Annotated in this window: 19 protein-coding genes; 14 read left to right on the plus strand and 5 right to left on the minus strand. The window is 38.4% G+C overall.

The features are described 5' to 3' along the window. Positions 1-11: 11 nt before the first annotated feature. From ACLIJJ_RS06645 to ACLIJJ_RS06660, 4 genes are read left to right on the plus strand one after another with little or no spacing between them, the layout of a single operon-like run. Positions 12-833 (plus strand): ABC transporter permease, encoded by an 822-nt coding sequence (locus ACLIJJ_RS06645; RefSeq protein WP_233316783.1) that lies wholly within the window; start codon positions 12-14, stop codon positions 831-833. A gap of 6 nt (positions 834-839) precedes the next feature. Further along, a complete protein-coding gene (locus tag ACLIJJ_RS06650) occupies positions 840-1,628 on the plus strand; it encodes an ABC transporter permease (protein WP_233316784.1) in 789 nt (262 codons plus the stop codon). 15 nt (positions 1,629-1,643) lie between these two features. Continuing rightward, a complete protein-coding gene (locus tag ACLIJJ_RS06655) occupies positions 1,644-2,705 on the plus strand; it encodes an ABC transporter ATP-binding protein (protein ID WP_233316785.1) in 1,062 nt (353 codons plus the stop codon). Positions 2,706-2,718: 13 nt separating this feature from the next. After that, a complete protein-coding gene (locus tag ACLIJJ_RS06660) occupies positions 2,719-4,428 on the plus strand; it encodes an adenine deaminase C-terminal domain-containing protein (RefSeq protein ID WP_341075396.1) in 1,710 nt (569 codons plus the stop codon). Between the two features lie 49 nt (positions 4,429-4,477). Here the strand turns inward: ACLIJJ_RS06660 and ACLIJJ_RS06665 are convergent, their stop codons facing one another. Further along, positions 4,478-5,971 carry a peptide MFS transporter gene (locus ACLIJJ_RS06665; protein ID WP_233316787.1) on the minus strand — a complete coding sequence of 498 codons (1,494 nt, stop codon included), beginning with the start codon at positions 5,969-5,971 and terminating at the stop codon, positions 4,478-4,480. 290 nt (positions 5,972-6,261) lie between these two features. Between ACLIJJ_RS06665 and ACLIJJ_RS06670 the strand changes: the two genes are divergently transcribed. From ACLIJJ_RS06670 to ACLIJJ_RS06685, 4 genes are all read left to right on the plus strand, one after another. Further along, a complete protein-coding gene (locus ACLIJJ_RS06670) occupies positions 6,262-6,378 on the plus strand; it encodes a DUF4023 family protein (RefSeq protein ID WP_233316788.1) in 117 nt (38 codons plus the stop codon). Positions 6,379-6,507: 129 nt separating this feature from the next. After that, the gene (locus ACLIJJ_RS06675) at positions 6,508-6,669 is read left to right on the plus strand and encodes a hypothetical protein (RefSeq protein WP_233316789.1); all 162 of its coding nucleotides are present in this window, start codon (positions 6,508-6,510) and stop codon (positions 6,667-6,669) included. 76 nt (positions 6,670-6,745) lie between these two features. After that, positions 6,746-6,955 carry a hypothetical protein gene (locus ACLIJJ_RS06680; protein WP_233316790.1) on the plus strand — a complete coding sequence of 70 codons (210 nt, stop codon included), beginning with the start codon at positions 6,746-6,748 and terminating at the stop codon, positions 6,953-6,955. A gap of 90 nt (positions 6,956-7,045) precedes the next feature. After that, positions 7,046-7,321 (plus strand): YqhV family protein, encoded by a 276-nt coding sequence (locus ACLIJJ_RS06685; protein WP_233316791.1) that lies wholly within the window; start codon positions 7,046-7,048, stop codon positions 7,319-7,321. Between the two features lie 59 nt (positions 7,322-7,380). Here the strand turns inward: ACLIJJ_RS06685 and metG are convergent, their stop codons facing one another. Continuing rightward, positions 7,381-9,021, minus strand: coding sequence for a methionine--tRNA ligase (gene metG / locus ACLIJJ_RS06690; protein WP_411410685.1), 1,641 nt, complete (start codon positions 9,019-9,021; stop codon positions 7,381-7,383). A gap of 527 nt (positions 9,022-9,548) precedes the next feature. On the opposite strand from metG, the gene ACLIJJ_RS06695 reads away from it, so the two are divergent. From ACLIJJ_RS06695 to ACLIJJ_RS06705, 3 genes are all read left to right on the plus strand, one after another. Then, a complete protein-coding gene (locus tag ACLIJJ_RS06695) occupies positions 9,549-10,958 on the plus strand; it encodes a glycoside hydrolase family 1 protein (protein ID WP_411229541.1) in 1,410 nt (469 codons plus the stop codon). A 78-nt stretch (positions 10,959-11,036) separates the two neighbouring features. Beyond that, the gene (locus ACLIJJ_RS06700) at positions 11,037-11,738 is read left to right on the plus strand and encodes a GntR family transcriptional regulator (protein WP_233316794.1); all 702 of its coding nucleotides are present in this window, start codon (positions 11,037-11,039) and stop codon (positions 11,736-11,738) included. Between the two features lie 454 nt (positions 11,739-12,192). Continuing rightward, positions 12,193-13,344, plus strand: coding sequence for a M20 family metallopeptidase (locus tag ACLIJJ_RS06705; protein WP_237941002.1), 1,152 nt, complete (start codon positions 12,193-12,195; stop codon positions 13,342-13,344). 58 nt (positions 13,345-13,402) lie between these two features. Here the strand turns inward: ACLIJJ_RS06705 and rpe are convergent, their stop codons facing one another. The 3 genes from rpe to pepT form a co-directional block, all read right to left on the minus strand. After that, the gene (gene rpe / locus ACLIJJ_RS06710) at positions 13,403-14,050 is read right to left on the minus strand and encodes a ribulose-phosphate 3-epimerase (protein WP_237941004.1); all 648 of its coding nucleotides are present in this window, start codon (positions 14,048-14,050) and stop codon (positions 13,403-13,405) included. Between the two features lie 221 nt (positions 14,051-14,271). Next, on the minus strand, positions 14,272-14,739 hold the full coding sequence (locus ACLIJJ_RS06715) for a hypothetical protein (protein WP_233316797.1): 468 nt from the start codon (positions 14,737-14,739) through the stop codon (positions 14,272-14,274). A gap of 165 nt (positions 14,740-14,904) precedes the next feature. After that, positions 14,905-16,134, minus strand: a complete 1,230-nt coding sequence (gene pepT / locus ACLIJJ_RS06720) for a peptidase T (protein WP_411410686.1) — start codon at positions 16,132-16,134, stop codon at positions 14,905-14,907. Between the two features lie 180 nt (positions 16,135-16,314). Between pepT and ACLIJJ_RS06725 the strand changes: the two genes are divergently transcribed. From ACLIJJ_RS06725 to ACLIJJ_RS06735, 3 genes are all read left to right on the plus strand, one after another. Next, a complete protein-coding gene (locus tag ACLIJJ_RS06725) occupies positions 16,315-16,911 on the plus strand; it encodes a thioredoxin fold domain-containing protein (RefSeq protein WP_233316799.1) in 597 nt (198 codons plus the stop codon). A 231-nt stretch (positions 16,912-17,142) separates the two neighbouring features. Then, complete coding sequence (gene isdC / locus ACLIJJ_RS06730) at positions 17,143-17,802, plus strand: heme uptake protein IsdC (RefSeq protein ID WP_411410687.1); 660 nt, start codon at positions 17,143-17,145, stop codon at positions 17,800-17,802. Between the two features lie 42 nt (positions 17,803-17,844). Further along, on the plus strand, positions 17,845-18,306 hold the full coding sequence (locus tag ACLIJJ_RS06735; protein ID WP_233316801.1) for an NEAT domain-containing protein: 462 nt from the start codon (positions 17,845-17,847) through the stop codon (positions 18,304-18,306). The last annotated feature ends 10 nt before the right edge of the window (positions 18,307-18,316 follow it).

Below are 18,316 nucleotides of genomic sequence, written 5' to 3' on the forward strand. Positions count from 1 at the left end.
GGAGTGATGAGATGAAGAAAAGATATCTATACCTGTTGCTTCTACCAGGATTGCTGTTTTTAACTGTCTTTATGGTTATCCCAATCTTGTCGATGATTGGTACAACCTTTCATGATAATGGAACAATTAGTGTAAAAGGATATATCGATTTTTTTAAGGATGATTATTTCATCAAGATTTTACTGACTACCTTGCGTGTCAGCTTGTTGACGACGCTTATCTGTATCTTGATTGGCTTTCCGGTCTCTTATTATATTTCTAAACTTCAAGCTCGGAAAAAGGCAGTTTTCCTGCTGTTAACTATTTTTCCGTTGTTGACAAGCCCTGTTGTCCGCTCATTTAGCTGGATGATTATTATCGGGAAAAACGGAGTTCTGAACAAAATTTTACTAGGAGCCGGGCTTATTGACCAGCCGCTTGAAATTTTGTATACACCAACAGCTATTATTATTGGTTTAGTGCATTTATTCCTGCCTTTAGTAATTGTTACACTTGTTGGAGTAATGGAGAATATCGAAATGGATTTACTGCAGGCAGCAGAGAGTCTTGGGGCATCAAAACTCGGAGTCTTCTTGAAGATTGTTGTGCCGCTTTGTGTGCCAGGGCTGGTAATCGGTAGCATTCTCGTGTTTGTCGGCAGCTTTACAGCTTATACGACGCCAGCATTGCTAGGCGGAAAACAAAGGGTTATTTCGACGTTTTTATATCAAAATGCGATTACATTAAATGATTGGAAGCTAGCATCCATTGTAGCAACAATCATGATTGTGGTGACCTTTATTATTATTTCCATTATGAATGGAGTAGCAAAAAAACTTAATCCGAAGGGGTAGAGGTGTATGCAGGAAAAGAATAGAGGGTTGGCCCTGTTTACCTTCCTCGTTTTTGTTTTTTTACTAGGGCCTTTGCTAATTATATCAATTACTTCATTTGAGGGCGGAAGCATCTTGAAGTTCCCTCCTGAAGAGTATTCGTTTAAATGGTATGAAAATATTTTTCAAGTAGAAATGTTCTTGAGCACATTCAAGACATCTATCCTTGTTTCCATTGCCGGAAATATTTTAGCATTATTACTTGGCGTGCCAGCTGCATATGCGTTAAGCAGATTTGACTTTGCGGGTAAGGGAATTATCAATGGGATTTTTGTTTCGCCAATTCTTATTCCGGGAATTGTGTTAGGTTTTTCCTTCTTACGTTATATTGTGGTTGCATATGAGCTGCCGATCTATACTTCCCTATTTATCGGTCATACTGTCATCATGCTGCCGTTTGTTATTCGTGTTATCTCGTCAAGCTTAACAAACTTTGATTTTTCGATAGAGGAAGCTGCACTTAGTTTAGGAGCAAGCAGAATTGGCACCTTTTTCTCGATAGTTGTCCCGAATATAAAATCAGGCATAATTGCAGCTGTAATGATTGCCTTCTTAGAGTCATTCAATAATGTTGATATCTCTGTTTACATGACAGGACCAGGTGTGAGCACATTCCCAATCCAGATGCTGTTGTATGTAGAGAACTACTTTGACCCTACTGTTGCAGCTATATCTGTACTGTTAATGATTATTACTGCATTGTTCATGTTTATAGTAGAACGATTAATGGGATTATCCTATTTTACAAAAAGATAGAAGGGATTGTTAAATGTGGCTTTGTTTACATTACAAGACATATCTGTAGCTTATAACAAAAAAGAAATTCTTAAGGATTTCAATCTTGAAATCGAAAAGGGGCAGCTTGTATCCCTGCTTGGACCAAGCGGCTGCGGCAAGACAACAACGCTTCGTCTAATTGCCGGTTTCCTGCAATCAAATAACGGGAAGTTCTTGTTTAAAGATAAAGATTATACAAAGGTTCCTGTTAACAAAAGAAACTTTGGGTTTGTGTTTCAAAACTATGCTTTGTTCCCCCATATGACTGTTGCTGATAATATTGCCTTCGGTCTTCGTTTGCGAAAGGTTCCGAAAGCAGAAGCTGTGAAGCGAGTAGAGCGCATGTTGGAAATCGTCAATCTAGAAGGATACGGTAAAAGATACCCTGCAGAGCTCTCAGGTGGACAAAGACAACGGGTAGCAATCGCAAGAGCACTTGTCATTGAACCGGATATTCTCCTTTTTGATGAACCATTAAGCAATCTCGATGCTAATTTGCGTGTCAATATGCGTGTTGAAATAAGAAGAATACAGCAAGAGCTTGGAATAACAACGGTATACGTTTCTCACGATCAAGAAGAATGCTTCTCTATTTCTGATCAAGTAGCCATCATGAATAAAGGCATCATCGAGCAATTGAGCGATCCTGCAACCATTTATAAATATCCTGCAACAAAATTTGTCGCTGATTTTATCGGCTTCAAAAACTTTATTGAGTTTGATAGAAGAGAAGATAAAGGGGATATAGTGGAGCTGTATAAGAATGGCAGTATGTTTACTGTTGAAAAACATTCCCATATGACGCCAGCTAAAAAGGTTGGAGCTGTCCGGCCAGATGACTTCCTGCTTGCAGAATGGAACGAAACACAAGTCCTTCCTTCTAATGGCATACCAGGAAAAATAAAGATTACAACATTCCTCGGCAGAAGCTATCAATATGTTGTCAGCACACCAATTGGTGAATTTACTGTTAATAAAGAGATGACAGCACCATTTAATGTCGGACAAGTTGTAGTCCTGATTATTCCAAAGGATCAGATGGTGCTTGTAGAGTAGGAGGGGTCAAACAATGAAAGTAGATATGCTTATTAAAGAAGCAATGGTTTTTAACAGCTATTTCAAACAGTTCACAAAAGCAAATGTCGCTGTTAAGGATGGCAAGTTCTTTTATATAGGTGCAAAAGGCAGTGAAACGTTTACGGCAGAGAAAATAATAGAAGCTGCTGGCATGTATCTTGTTCCAGGATTGATTGATATCCACCTCCATATTGAAAGCACGATGGTTACTCCAGCGACATTTTCATACGGTTTGCTAAAAAATGGGGTCACCACGATTGTACCTGAGCCTCATGAAATGGCAAACGTGTTTGGAATAGCAGGTGTAAAAGAGATGATCAAGGCAAGCAAGAACTGTCGTTTGGACATGTTCTATGCTATTCCAAGCTCGGTTCCTGCAACTAGTATGGAAACTACTGGCGGAGCAATTGAGATAGAAGATATCGAAGAATTGCTGCAGACAGAGAGAATAAAATGCCTTGGGGAAATCATGAATTATTATGATGTTATTTCCAAACCAGGCGGAAAAACAAACAAGATATTATCATATATGTCAGAGAATTATCCTGAGCTTATTATTGAAGGACATGTTCCAAAACTCCTTGATCTCGAATTACAGAGTCTGGCATTTGCAGGAGTTACATCCGATCATACCCATCAAACAGTAGCAGGGATGAAGGAGCGTATAGCAATAGGGATGTTCCTTGAAATTCAAGAAAAATCAATGACAAAAGAAGTTATAGATTATTTAATTGATCAAGATGTTGATGAGCATTTCTGTTTTGTGACAGATGATGTAATGGCAGATTCCCTGCAAAACAGAGGGCATTTAAATGTTCTCCTGAAAAAAGCTATCGCAATGGGCATGTCTCCTGAGAAAGCGATTTATGCTTGTACTTATACACCAGCTGCCCGCATGCGAATGTATGACAGAGGCGTAATTGCACCAGGCAAGCTCGCAGATTTTCTGCTAATTTCAGAGTTAGAAAGCTTTCATATCCAAGAAGTATATAAAGAAGGAACAAAGGTCTATGATGAGACAATTCCTTACGTACAGGAAGAAAGCAGCCAAGCATTTCCGAGCAGCTTCTACGAAAGTGTAAATCTAAACAAACTGGGTGAAGATGCTTTTCAAGTGAAGCTTATGAAAAATGATGGCAAAGTAAAATGCCGAATAATGAATGTGAAAAACGGCTCTACCTTCACAGAAGAAAAACATGATGATTTAAATATAGAAGCGGGTATGCTGCAGTGGGAGGAAAGTGAATACGGACTTCTTGCTACATTTGAACGCTATGGCAAGAACGGCAATAGTGCAAGAGGGCTTATTGGCGGGGATGTCCTGAAAAGAGGTGCTGTTGCCACAACTTATTCACATGATAACCATAATCTCCTTGTCCTAGGTCAAAATAAAGAGGATATGGTGATAGCAGCGAATGAAGTAATAAAGCAGCAAGGAGGAATCTGCTGTGTTCATAATGGCGAAATTCTTGCAAATGTGCCGTTGCCTGTTGGCGGTATTCTTTCAGAAGAGCCTTTATCTATCATTTCTAAGCAGGTAGAACAATTAACAGCAACACTCCAAGCGCTTGGCTATGAACATTATAATGCGATTATGTCGTTAAGCACTTTATCGCTGCCAGTAAGTCCTGCATTAAAAATTACAGATCATGGCTTAATTGATGTTAATAAAGGGATGGTTGTTCCTTTAGTGGTTAAGTAAGCAATAAAAAAAGAACTAGATCTAAATGGATCTAGTTCTTTTTTTATATTTATTTAATGCCCTTCATTTTGCCTTGAATCATTGGTGATAGAAGGAATAATACAAGAGCTAGTACAATCGAGCAGCCACCGATGATGCCGAAGTACAACATTTCAGTTTTTTCTGAATAGAACTTAACAATTTGTGCATTCAATCCTTGTGCTGCAGCATTAGATAAGAACCAAAGGCTCATCGTTTGTGCAGAGAATGCAGCCGGCGCTAATTTTGTTGTTGCTGATAATCCTACAGGAGATAAGCAAAGCTCTCCAATTACAACGATAAAGTAGCTAAGCACAAGCCATAAAGGATTAACAAGCGAGTTCGCTCCGCCAAAATAAGCTGGAAGCAGGATTACTAGGAAAGAAAGACCTGCAAACAGCAATCCTATTGAGAATTTCTTTGGGATAGAAGGCTGGCGGTCACCAAGCTTAACCCATAGCCATCCTATAATTGGTGCAAAGATAATGATAAACAGCGGGTTCAATGATTGGAATAGTGTTGGCGATAAGTGCAAGCCAGCAAATTCAAGTTGTGTACGTTTATCAGCATATCCTGCAAGAATTGTAGAACCTTGCTCCTGTATTGCCCAGAACATTACAGATGCTAAGAACAATGGGATATAAGCAATCAAACGAGAACGTTCGTCAGATGTTGTTTTTGGACTGCGGTACATTACCGTAATATAGATTGCTGGAATCAAGAATCCAAGGATACCGACTACAATAGCAAAAGTGTCAAATGTAAGAAGGCCTGTTGGAATAGTAATGGCTAAGATGATAGCAAGAACAACGATTCCAATACCAATAATAGAATAAACCTTTTTCTTTTCAGTAGCTGAAAGAGGATTTGCAACAAGGGTACCTGCCAACCCAAGGTTTTTCTTTTTTGTAAACATAAATACTAATAATCCAATAAGCATACCGATTGCAGCAAGACCAAAGCCTAAATGGAAGCTTGTGTTCATGCCGACTTCACCGACGATCAGCGGAGAAAGGAATCCTCCAAGGTTGATACCCATGTAGAAGATACTGAATCCTGCATCGCGGCGATTGTCTTCCTGTGAATAAATTTCACCGACAATACTTGATACGTTTGGTTTCAATAAGCCTGTACCAATAACGATCAGCACCATTGATACGAAGAACATGCTGATGCTTCCTGGTACTGCTAAAACAATATGACCAAGCATGATGAAAATACCGCCATAAAATACTGCTTTAGAAGTACCAAAAATTCGGTCAGCTAACCAGCCGCCAATGATTCCTGACATATAGACAAGTGAACCGTAAATAGACGTAATGGCAAATGCAGTAGTTTCAGGAATGCCTAGTCCGCCTTTTGAAACTTCATAATACATGTAGTAAACAAGGATAGCTTTCATTCCGTAGTAAGAGAATCTCTCCCAGAACTCTGTGAAAAACAGAGTGAAAAGTCCTTTTGGATGACCAAAAAAACCCTTTTGCGGAACACTGTCCACAATTTTCTGTTTATTTAAGTCTAGCATTGTTTTAACCTCCTCTAGTATTCTAATATAATACTGAAAAAACAGATGTTTTGTCAAAAAAATTTTTAATATATCGAACGATATTGTTCTGTAAAGGATTAAACAAGTTTTTCCATTTTTATAATCAAAATAGTTTTATGTAGTTTTAAGTAGAATTTTGTTATTTTATTATATCTATATATAATTTTTAGGTATAATTTGGAATAATTAGAAATGTAGTGAAAAGGAATGGAAATATGTACATTCGGTTAAATTAACAAATGTTTGTAAATTTAAGGAGGTTAAAAAACATGAAGGATACAAGTGAGTTTGTACAAACATTAAAGGAAAACAGTAAAAAACAAGAGAAAAACAAACATAAAGGAAAAGGCCATCCAGAAAGCAGCCTTCCTAACAAACAGCATTGATGTGAAAGCTGCCTGTTTTAATAAATGGGCAGCTTTTTTTCTTTCTGCCAATTCTAATTTTCCCCCAACTAGCACCTTTTTAAACGAAACGCATAACTTAACAAGGGCTGTTTAAGGAGGGAGAACAGATTGAAAATTGAACGTGTTGTCACTTATTACGGTTATGATCTGCTTATTAATGAAGAACTACATAAGAAATGTTTAAATTGTCAAAAGTGGTATGCTTTTGCAGAGGAATTAGGCTTTTGTCCAAACTGCATGAAATCCATTAGAGAGAATAAGCGTATGTAAATGGAAGCATGTTTTCCTAAATATCGGGTATTCTACTTATTAGACAATTAATGTGTGGAAGGGAGTACAAGAATTTATGAAGGAAATGACTGTTTACTTAAAGGAAGCAACAGAAGCACAGCCAATTAACTCATTAGAAGCAGCTTTAGTTACGACAGAAGGGATAGAGAGAGCCCTTGTTGATGTTTCGGACGGAGAAGTCAAAATTGTTTATGATGAAAACCAAATAACAAAGGAAACAGTACTAGAGAAGATAAAAGAGCAAGGGTTTCATTCTATAAGCTGACACTAATATAACTTAAGTAAAGAAAACTGTCCTATTAGTCTAGTAAATGCATATAAATAAAGTAAGTTTGCATGCTAATAGGAGGAGCTTATGTTTTCTTTAATCGGTAAGGCCGTGTTAGGAATGGCGTTGCTCAGACTGCTGTCAGGATGTATTGAAATAACAGCAGCAGTATTGATGCTAAAGTCCAATCAAATAGAAAAAGCCTTAATTATCAATAGTTCTCTTGCAATTGTCGGTCCGCTCATCCTGATTGCCACGACATCAATCGGCCTTTTCAGTATTGCTGACAAAATTTCGTTCGGGAAGATGCTATGTGTGCTAACAGGAGTTGGCTTTATCTTGTATGGTGTTAAGGGCAGCTGAATAATAATAAACCTGATAGACTTCTATCAGGTTTATTTTGCTTTTTGTTTTTAGCAGCTCTAGCTGGTTGCTGTCTGGTTTTTTATTTTGTCTGTTTCTTCCTCTATAGAAACAACATCAATTCGTTCAAATAACGGCTCTATATCCTTTATAAAAGCAGGTATCTTTTCCGTGTATTCCCAAGACCATTTTTCAAGCTGAAATAGAGATTTAAGTTTGTTTGAACTAAATGGTAAAAAGGGATGGAGCATCTGCCCGATATTTATTAACAGGATGCAGCAATCATAAATCGTCTGACGGCATGATTCCTCGTCTTCCTTGATATCAATCCAAGGTTTCCTATTATCAAAATATTTATTCAAATATCGAATAAGCTCAAACAATGATTGAAGTGCCTGCTTTATTTCTCCTGCTTCTATTTTTTTAGCCACTAGTATGTAGCTAGTATTAATTTGCTTGCGGACTTCTTCGCTTGTCTCCCGTTTTTCCACATTATTTGAATAGTATTTACTGATGAATTTCACAGTCCGATTCACAAAATTACCAAAGCTGCCGAGAAGCTCACTGTTATGGCTGTAGATGAATTCGCGCCAAGAGAAATCAGCGTCCCGCTTTTCAGGAGCATTGATTGTAAGAAAATAACGAATAGAATCTGGGTGATATTTCTTGATTAAGTCAGGAATCCAAACAGCATAGTTTTGGCTTGTAGAAATTTTCTTTCTCTCCAATGTCATATATTCATTGGAAAGAATATAGTCCGGCAGTGCTTTGATGTTTAAGCCAAGAAGGAGAGCCGGCCAAATAATAGTATGAAAGGGAATATTGTCTTTCCCATGCACATAATAAGACACAGTATTCTCATTCCAGTAATCATCATGCTTTCCTCCGGTTTTGTGAGCCCAGTGTTTGCTTGCTGAATAATATCCAGCAACAGCCTCCACCCAAACATATATTTTTTTATCTTCATAGTTAGCGATTGGAACACTCACACCAACAGGCAAGTCTCTTGTTACAGCTCTGTCGCGCAGTCCTTCTGTTAAATATCTTTCTGTCAAAAATCTGGCATTGTTTCTCCATGTCTCATTCTTTGAAGAGCTTTTCAGCAGTTGCTCAAGCTGCTGCTGAAAGGAGCTTAAGGAGAAGTAAAAGTGCTCCGTTGTTCTAACAGTAGGTTCATGCTGGCAAAGCTTGCATTTTTTATCATGAAGCTCCAATGCTTCTAAAATGGCAGAGCAATGATCACATTGGTCTCCCCGTGCCTTATTACCGCAGGCTGGGCAGATGCCTTCAACAAAGCGGTCTGGCAGAAATTGAGCACAGTTTATACAGTATGCCTGCTCGACCTCTTTTTTATATAGATGACCATTTTTTTGTAAAGCTAAAAATAGCTCCTGAACGGTTTTATGATGATGGTCTGCATCTGTTCTTGTATAAACATCATAGGAAAATCCTAGTGCTTCAAAATCATGTGCAAATTCCTGATGATACCTGTCTGCGATTGTTTTTGGCTCAACGCCTTCTTGGTTTGCCCGAACTGAAATGGGAGTACCATTGCAGTCACTGCCTGAGACATAAAGTACTTTTTCTCCCTTTTGCCGGTAATATCTTGCCAGAATATCACCGGGCAATAAACTTGCGATATGGCCGATATGCAATGAGCCATTTGCATATGGCCAAGCTCCTCCAATAAAAATAGTCATCCTGCATTCCTCCTAAAAAGTTTTGGAAAAATGAACAAAGCTGCAAAATAAAAAGCCCCGCCCTTTTCCATAAGAAAAGGACGGGGCTCTATGCCGCGTGTTACCACCTTTGTTCACTGCTTGCTCACACAAGTCAGCCTCTGCAAGTACATCCAGCTTAATAAAAGCCTTCATACTGTGACATGGATAACAAGTGTCAAATCTTGCCGCAGCCTACTAATTAATATGTTCAGTGCGGAGCTCAGAGGCCATTTTTCTAATAGATATCAATGCTTCCTTGCAGCAGGGTGGAAGCTCTCTGTAAAAGATAATCTATTGTACTTTCCCTCATCAACGCTACATTTTATATGATTGGATATATTATAAGCTTTGTAATTACCAAAATCAACCATAAAAAAAACAAAAGAAGAAAATCAAAATAAAGCGTTTACATTATTAATGAAAGCATTTACAATGTAATTGTACCAACAAATATAAGACGTTCTAATAAATAGATGGTTAACATTAGATAATGGAGGTTCCATATTATGAAATTCCCTAAAGATTTTTTATTCGGTGCAGCATCGGCTTCTTACCAAGTGGAAGGTGCGTGGAATGAAGACGGTAAAGGTGTGACTAACTGGGATATCTTCTCTAAAATACCTGGAAAAACATTCGAAGGAACGAATGGCGATGTTGCAGTTGACCATTATCATCGCTACAAGGAAGATGTACGATTAATGGCTGAAATGGGATTGGAATCCTATCGCTTCTCCATATCTTGGGCACGGATTATTCCAGATGGTGATGGAGAAATTAATGAAAAAGGAATTGAGTTTTATAATAATTTAATAGATGAATGCCTAAAGTACGGAATTGTCCCATTTGTGACTCTTTACCATTGGGATCTCCCACTTCCATTAGAAGAGGATGGCAGCTGGACAAATAAACGCACAACAAATGCGTTTGCTAAATATGCGGAAGTTTGCTTTAAAGCATTTGGAGACAGGGTTAAGCATTGGATTACATTTAATGAAACAATTGTTTTCTGTACGCTAGGGTATTTAAACGGTGCTCATCCGCCAGGATTAGTGAATGCGCATAAAGAATATTTCCAAGCGACACATAATGTGTTTCTTGCCCATGCGATGGCAGTGAAGAAATATAAAGAACTAAAGCAATACGGGGAAATTGGTATTACGCATGTATTCAGTCCTGCATTCGGCGTGGACAGCAAGGAAGATAATCTGTTTGCTGCTAATCATGCGAATTACTACCAAACATATTGGTACTATGACCCTATCCTTAAAGGCGAATATCCGCAATATGTATTGGATGCACTAACGGAAAAAGGACTGACGCCAGATTGGACAAACGAGGAGCTTCAGCTTTTGAAAGAAACAGCTGGCTTCAATGATTTTATCGGGCTTAACTATTATCAACCGGCACGTGTTGAAAAAATTCAAGGGTCAGCTGAAGCAGTTGAAATCAGCCGAGACAATGCGACAGGCAGGCCTGGAAACCCATCCTTTGACGGGGTCTACAAAACGGTCATGATGGAGGACAAAGTGTATACAAAATGGGGCTGGGAAATCTCTGCAGAAGGATTTCTTGATGGCTTGCGAATGCTAAAAGAAAGATATGGAGATGTAAAACTGTATATTACGGAGAATGGTCTTGGTGACGAAGATCCAGTCATTGAGAATGAAATTGTCGATGTCCCAAGAATTAAATATATTGAAGAGCATTTAAAAGCAGTAAAAACAGCAATTGGAGAAGGTATCCATTTAAAAGGATACTACGCATGGTCTGTAATTGATCTTTTAAGCTGGCTGAACGGTTATAAGAAACAGTATGGATTCATCTATGTGGACCATAAAAACAATCTGGCAAGAAAGAAAAAGCTTTCCTTCCATTGGTACAAGCATATTATTGAAACAAGAGGAGAAGAGCTTTAATTGTAGTCTGTAAGTATTTAAAAGGGGTATTCTTCTAGGTAGAAGTCTGCCCCATTTTTATCGAGAGGAGAAAAGCATATGACAGTCAAATACCAAATGGTTGCCAGTGCCCTCGAGAATGATATTCTAAAAGGGAATTTCCAAGCGAACGAAAAGCTCCCGACAGAAGAAGAGTTGATGCATAGGTTTCAAGTCAGCCGTAATACCATTCGAAGAGCATTAAAAATATTGGCAGATGAAGGCTATGTCTATCAAGTGCAAGGTAGCGGTCTTTTTTTGAGAGAGTTTTCCAGGCCTGGCTGTATAACGATTCGAAAAATGCGGGGGCTCACTAGTGAGTTGGCCGGGGCTGATATGAACAGCTCTATCATTGAATTGTCACTCGTGCTGGCTGACAGCAAACTGGCTGCTAAAATGAAGTGTAAGCCTGGTGATTCTCTGTACTATATTAAAAGACTTCGCTTCGTAAATGGCGAGCCTCTTGTTTTAGAAGAAGCTTACTACAATAAGACATTGGTACCATATTTGAATACAGAAATTGCTGAATCATCTATATATCGATATATAACAGAAGACTTAAGACTAAAGGTAGGGTTTGCCGATAAACTCATTTATTGCGAGAAGCTTTCGAAAGAGGATGGTCTTCATTTAAGTTTGCCAGAAGGAGACCCTGCCTTAGTTGTGGAAAATACCGTTTTTTTAAATACAGGAGTTGTATTTAACGTTTCTCTAGAAAAATATAATTATGCTTCAGCAAGACTGCTGGCATTGACGTTTTAAAGAGGAGGCCGCTTATAAAGCGGTTTTTTTCATTATGAAAAAGGGGGGAAGTACGTTTGACCCTTATTGACAATAAATTTTTTGGCCCTATACTATTGTATATCGGTTAATTTTTCTGAATAGTATGTAAATTATTGATGGGCCATACACGTAAATCAAAAGATATTTAAAAGATTTGCCTAGTCCCCAAACAGGAAGATACTTGCATATAATAATAATGAAGAGGGAGTGTCAAAGTTTATATAAAAGCATTTTACCAGCAATAGAGGTTAGTATGCTGACTTATTATCATTGCTGGGTATCGTAAAATTATAACAATACTTGTCTTTAAAAACGGCACACTTATCGTGACGAAGATAAGGGGAGATTAACAAATAAAGAGAAGTAATTTTTAAAAGAGCATCGAAAGAAAATATAATGGCTAAAAGCATGGATTATCAGGGGGAACACTATTATGGAGGAATATTTAAAAGAAAGGGAAAAAGAGATGATTGAGCTGCTCAAGAATCTCGTAAATATTGACAGCGGAAGCTATGTAAAAAAAGGAGTCGACCAAATTGCAGACATCTTAGAGAGTAAGTTTGCAGAGGCTGGCTTTGTTTCAACCATAAAAAAAGAGAAGAAAACAGGAAATAATCTTGTTTTGCGTCATAAGGATGCTAGAGATCCGAAAGTTATTATTGTTGCCCATATGGATACTGTCTTTCCGGAAGGCACTGCAAAAAAACGCCCGTTCCGAATAGAAGGAAACAGAGCATACGGCCCTGGAGTTGTTGATATGAAGGGCAGCCTTGTATCTGTTCTGTATGCAGTTAAAGCACTAAGAAGCATTCATTCTTCTGCACTAAAAAATGTGGAAATAGTCTTAAATAGTGACGAAGAAATCGGTTCAGCTAATTCAAGAAAGCTTATCGAACAAACGGCAAGAGGGAAGGATTATGCCCTAATTGTGGAGCCAGGCAGAAAGGATGGTTCGATTGTATCTGCTCGAAAAGGCGGGGGACGCTATACGATTATGGTCAAGGGAACCAGTGCACATGCAGGTGTTGAGCATGAAAAAGGGAGAAGTGCAATTGAGGAGCTGGCATACAAAACCATTAAGCTTCAAAAACTGACTAAATACCAAGAAGGAATAACTGTTAATGTAGGAATGATTGAAGGAGGAACATCCATCAATACGGTTGCTTCATCTGCGAAAGCTGGAGTGGATGTTCGTCTTGTTAATATGGAACAAGCTCCTCTTATTGATAAGCAAATCCGCGAAATCTGTGCTGTTTCTGACGTGGAAGGCACTGAGATTGAGGTGAAGGGGAGCATAAGCAGACCGCCAATGGAGAAAAACAGTCAATCAGTTCAACTATTAAAAATAATTAAAGAAGCTGGCAAGGAACTTGGAATTGAAGTCAAGGACACCTTTACCGGCGGAGGCTCTGACGGAGCATTTACAAGCTCGATGGGAATTCCGACAATAGATGGACTTGGACCAGTTGGAGGAAATGCCCACAGTGAGGAAGAATATTTGGAGTTGGATACTTTCATTGAGCGGACACTGCTTCTTGCAACAGTATTAACAAAACTGACCGCCAAAGTGAGAATGACAGCGTAAGCTAGATAATGCTTAACACAAAAAAAGCGAATCAATGATTCGCTTTTTTTTGTGTGTATTATTCGCCGCGCACAGCTTTAATGGCTGCAGCTCTGTCTTCACTGTCATAAATAAAGGAACCGGCAACAAGAACATTTGCACCTGCTTCTTTGCAAAGGACAGCTGTTTGTTCATTTACACCGCCATCTACTTCAATTTCAAGTCCTGGATTGAACTGATCAGCAAGTTTACGAACTTCTGTTATTTTTGGCAATACGCTCGAAATGAAAGCTTGTCCGCCAAAGCCCGGGTTTACCGTCATGAGCAATACCATTTCAACATCTTGAATTACATGCTTAATCATCTCAACTGGTGTGCTTGGATTTAGAACAACACCTGGTTTTGCGCCATGCTCTTTAATGAGCTGGAGTGTGCGATGAAGATGAGGACATGCTTCTGCATGTACTGTGATAATATCTGCACCAGCTTTAGCAAATGCTGGGATATATTGGTCTGGATTTTCAATCATTAGGTGGACATCCAATGGAAGTGTTGTAACCGGTCTGATTGCACTAACAATTAGAGGGCCGATCGTGATATTTGGAACGAAATGGCCGTCCATAACGTCAACATGGATATAATCTGCTCCGCCGCGCTCCACATCTTTTATTTCTTCTCCTAGTCTTGCAAAATCGGCAGACAGGATGGATGGTGCTATTTTAACCATAATAATTGCCTCCACTTATGTAATAATTTGCAGCAAGCTTTCCATTACGTCGCCCATGACTTGGACAAAAAAGCTTTATATGTCTTCTTAGAAAATTATAACAGAGCCTACAAGAAAATTGAAGTATACGGAAACACAGCTCATTGAGGAAGAAAGACAGCAAAAAGACCTAATATCCTCCTAGCTTAAAAGCAAGAGATATTAGGTCTTTTGAATGGATATTACATAGATTGTTCGATTGCTGTTTTTACGTCCTCTGGAGAGTTCTGATAGCCTTCGGATATGCATTGTACAAGTAATTCCTTGTTTTTGTATTGTTCAGGCTTGTTCTTATTATAGTAATAACGTACACATTCTTCTTCTTTAAAGAACGCTTTCCCGATTTTTAATAATGCAGTGACTGGTAGAGCACTAAAGGCAGGCGCGTTTGCTGCTTCAGCTGGTTGTGCCTTAACTTCTTTAACTTCTTGTGTGGATGCTTTCAATTCTGCTGCAGGCGCTTGTCCTTGGCCTTCATGATGGAATTCTTGAACCACTTGATTAATTAAGTTTTCCTGAGAAACAAGCTGCTTTAAAAGCTTTTTCTTTACACGTTTCTTTTTGGACTGCAATCCAAAGGTTTGGAGGATATAATGCTGCAGCTCAGTGTTTTCTGCTAATTCTTCATGTGTTTTGTAAATCGAATTCATTGCTTAACTCCTTTTTTTGCTTCTATCTATTTGCATATCTTATTCGAACAAATTTTTTGCACTTGTACTATTATATACTAATCTATGAAAAGTACAAAATATCCTTCGTGTTGCGAAGTAAGACTCACGAAAAAAGAGGAGGGCAGAGGCCCTCCTTTTAAGTATTTAAGCTCGTTCTTCAAACAGTCTTGCAATCTCAACAATAGTATTAGTTGCTTTTTGCATGTTATCTACTGAAATATACTCATATTTGCCATGAAAGTTTTCTCCACCTGTGAAAATATTAGGTGTCGGCAGCCCCATATAGGAAAGCTGGGACCCGTCTGTTCCTCCGCGAATTGGCTCAATAATCGGTGATATTCCAAGGTTTACCATTGCTTCATGTGCAACTTCCACGATTTCTTTAACAGGTTCAATTTTTTCGCGCATATTATAATATTGATCCTTTAGGTCTAGGACTACTGTCTTTTCTCCATACTTCTTATTTAATTGAGCTACAATCTCAGATAAATTTGTCTTTTTCTCTTCAAACAGTTTTCTGTCAAAATCACGGATTATATATGCAAGCTTCGTTTGTTCCACATCACCTTCAAAAGATAGAAGATGGTAAAAGCCTTCGTAGCCGGATGTTTTTTCAGGGGCTTCTTCAGAAGGCAAGCTGTTTTGTAATTCCATCGCGATTTTCATAGAATTGACCATTTTTCCTTTTGCTGTGCCAGGATGGACATTTGTACCATTTACCGTGACTTTTGCCCCGGCTGCATGAAAGCTTTCATATTGCAGCTCGCCTAATGGACCGCCGTCCACTGTATAAGCAAAATCTGCTGCAAATGCTTTGACATCAAACTTATGAGGCCCTCTTCCTATCTCCTCGTCAGGAGTAAAGGCAACCCTGATTTTCCCGTGCCTAATATCAGAGTTCTTTAATGTAATAAGGGCAGTCATGATTTCTGCAATGCCTGCTTTATTGTCAGCACCTAAGAGGGTTGTTCCATCTGTTGTAATTAACGTATGACCTTTGTAGTTTGCAAGCTCTGGAAAATCAGCTGGAGATAATACAATATGTAAATCAGAATGAAGGACAATATCCCCGCCGTCATAATATTCTACTATTTGCGGACGGACATTTTTCCCAGTAAAGTCAGTTGCTGTGTCCAAATGGGCCAGAAAGCCGATAGTTGGGACACTTTTCTCTGTATTGGCAGGCAGTGTTGCCATAACATAGCCATTTTCGTCTATTGTCACTTCTTCCATGCCAATTTCTTGTAATTCATTCACAAGCTTTTTGGCTAGTGTCAGCTGTCCAGGTGTAGAGGGGCATGAAGTGCTTTCCTCGTTTGATTGTGTTTCAATGACAGCATAGGATATAAAGCGATCAATGATAGAATTTTTCATTATTTCATCTCCTTATTAGCATCTAATGCGATTTTACCATATAAATATTTCGCCTGTCTTAATTTAAAAAAGGGTTAACAAGCCGTTTGTCACAAATATGTCAGAATTGACTGGCAAAAGGATGTCTAAAGGTTTTTTCTGTTCGCTACAATAGAAATATCAAAACGAAGGGAGCGGAAGATGAATAAAAAGGTTAAAGGGCTAATTTTTTCGGCAGTGGTTATATGCTTAGCAGGGCTGCTTGTTATGCTGATACAAACGAACGGACCGAAAGCGATAAAGGACATTAAAAAAATTGCGGCTCAAGAGACATACACGCAAGCTGACAAGGAATATATTGTTTACTTTTGGCAAGAGGCATGCTCTTACTGTAAACAAATAGAAAATGTCGTCCTTGAATACACAAAAACTGGAGAAACTCCACTTTATATCGTTGATATGGGCGATAAGGAAAATGCAGTCAGCTGGTATGATTGGCAAGAACATCACAACAAGTACGACAAAGTGATTGGTAGGGTGGAGGATGGGAAGGAAATTCTCGATGATGCCATAAATATCAATGATTTTATAAATGACAAGGATATAGCTTGGTCTATTCAATCGAGGGATGATCATAAATTGTATGCTGTCCATCAGACTGCATATGAAAATCAAATGCCAAAGTCAGCCTCCGAACTAGAAATAGCAGGGACGCCAACCATGCTGAAGATAAAAGAGGGCAAGCTCGTCGATTATCGTGTCGGTGTGGAGGAAGTGGCTAAATTGCTGAAGAATTAACTAATTAAGAAAAGCAGTTGCGAAAAAACCACAACTGCTTTTTTCACAGCTTATTATCAACTAAATGAGAATAATATTTTCTAATTGAGAAAAAACCAATTGACAATGAGAATCACTTTCATTTAATATGAACCTAGGGCAGGTTGTGCCTGAAATAGGTACAGGAAGGGGGGCACTGAAAATTCGTATTTTAGCTTTACCAATATAACTATATAGAGGGGAGAAATATACTTGCTTAAACAGAAAGTTGCAATAAAAATAGTTGCAATATTAGCAATATTCACATTTTTATCTGTTGGTTTCAGCACTAAATCTTTAGCTGCATCACTAGCAGACGGCGAGTACTCCATTAATTACTCTGTATTAAGAGCAGATAATGACTCAGCCTCAATGGCTGATGGCTATTTCCAAAAACCGGCGAAATTGATTGTCGAAAATGGAGCTCTTAAAGTCCAAGTAGGTATTTCTACTTCAGCTATTACAGAGTTTAAAGTAGGAGGACAAAACGTTACCGAAATAAGTAAAAATGGTGAATCCAGTGTTGTTCAATTTAACATCAACTCACTTCAGAATCCTACAAATGCAGAGATTCATGTCATTGTGGAAGACCAGAATTACGACCATTGGTACACGATAAGATTTGATTTTGATGAAAGTTCAGCACATGCTCTTTCTTCACAATCTAATTCATCCACTTCAGAAACATCAAATTCAACCTCTGAGACAGCAGCAAGTTCAACTGAACAAGACACAACAAAAGAAACAGCAGCCAAAGTGGAAAACCCAAGAACTTCTGATCAATCAGAAATCACTGTCTTCACTGTATTAATGGTTGTATCCCTTGGGATTATCGTATTTTATGTTGTAAACAGAAAAAGGCTAGTTAAATAGTTTCTAATAAGAGTTACAAATTCTACTAAAAAGGAGAAAAAGATGAAAATGAAAACTGCAAATATAGCACTTGCGTTTCTTGTAACAGTCTTTTCCGTTGTTAGTACAGTAATTCCTTTGGATAACAAAGCTTATGCTGCCGAGTCAAGCAGCCGTTCAGTTGTAGCAGATGGGGAATATAGTATCGGCTACACGGTATTGCATGCAACAAATAATGTAGCATCAATGGCCGACCAATATTATACAAAACCAGGAAAGCTAATCATAAAGAATGGTCAGGCTAAAGTCCAAGTAGAATATAGCAATTTAATTACAGAGTTTAAAGTAAATGGTACGCCGGCAACAAAGATAAGTGAAAGCGGCGGCAAAATTAAGGCTGAGTTTCCTGTTGCTGATATTGAGGGTTTAACAGCTGCAGAAATTCATGTACAAGTTCCAGCGATTAGTTATGACCACTGGTATACAGTGAGGATTGACTTTAATACTACTGGATTGTCCAACTAACAGCCGATTT

The sequence above is a fragment of the Niallia laureatilytica genome, from assembly GCF_046613985.1.
Classification (GTDB): domain Bacteria; phylum Bacillota; class Bacilli; order Bacillales; family Cytobacillaceae; genus Niallia.

Bases quoted from the DNA above. Each gene is read 5' to 3' on its own strand.
- ACLIJJ_RS06645 (WP_233316783.1), top strand. From the start codon at position 12: ATGAAGAAAAGATATCTATACCTGTTGCTTCTACCAGGATTGCTGTTT.
- ACLIJJ_RS06650 (WP_233316784.1), top strand. From the start codon at position 840: ATGCAGGAAAAGAATAGAGGGTTGGCCCTGTTTACCTTCCTCGTTTTT.
- ACLIJJ_RS06660 (WP_341075396.1), top strand. From the start codon at position 2,719: ATGAAAGTAGATATGCTTATTAAAGAAGCAATGGTTTTTAACAGCTAT.
- ACLIJJ_RS06665 (WP_233316787.1), bottom strand. From the start codon at position 5,971: ATGCTAGACTTAAATAAACAGAAAATTGTGGACAGTGTTCCGCAAAAG.
- ACLIJJ_RS06670 (WP_233316788.1), top strand. From the start codon at position 6,262: ATGAAGGATACAAGTGAGTTTGTACAAACATTAAAGGAAAACAGTAAA.
- ACLIJJ_RS06680 (WP_233316790.1), top strand. From the start codon at position 6,746: ATGAAGGAAATGACTGTTTACTTAAAGGAAGCAACAGAAGCACAGCCA.
- ACLIJJ_RS06685 (WP_233316791.1), top strand. From the start codon at position 7,046: ATGTTTTCTTTAATCGGTAAGGCCGTGTTAGGAATGGCGTTGCTCAGA.
- metG (WP_411410685.1), bottom strand. From the start codon at position 9,021: ATGACTATTTTTATTGGAGGAGCTTGGCCATATGCAAATGGCTCATTG.
- ACLIJJ_RS06695 (WP_411229541.1), top strand. From the start codon at position 9,549: ATGAAATTCCCTAAAGATTTTTTATTCGGTGCAGCATCGGCTTCTTAC.
- ACLIJJ_RS06700 (WP_233316794.1), top strand. From the start codon at position 11,037: ATGACAGTCAAATACCAAATGGTTGCCAGTGCCCTCGAGAATGATATT.
- ACLIJJ_RS06705 (WP_237941002.1), top strand. From the start codon at position 12,193: ATGGAGGAATATTTAAAAGAAAGGGAAAAAGAGATGATTGAGCTGCTC.
- rpe (WP_237941004.1), bottom strand. From the start codon at position 14,050: ATGGTTAAAATAGCACCATCCATCCTGTCTGCCGATTTTGCAAGACTA.
- ACLIJJ_RS06715 (WP_233316797.1), bottom strand. From the start codon at position 14,739: ATGAATTCGATTTACAAAACACATGAAGAATTAGCAGAAAACACTGAG.
- pepT (WP_411410686.1), bottom strand. From the start codon at position 16,134: ATGAAAAATTCTATCATTGATCGCTTTATATCCTATGCTGTCATTGAA.
- ACLIJJ_RS06725 (WP_233316799.1), top strand. From the start codon at position 16,315: ATGAATAAAAAGGTTAAAGGGCTAATTTTTTCGGCAGTGGTTATATGC.
- ACLIJJ_RS06735 (WP_233316801.1), top strand. From the start codon at position 17,845: ATGAAAATGAAAACTGCAAATATAGCACTTGCGTTTCTTGTAACAGTC.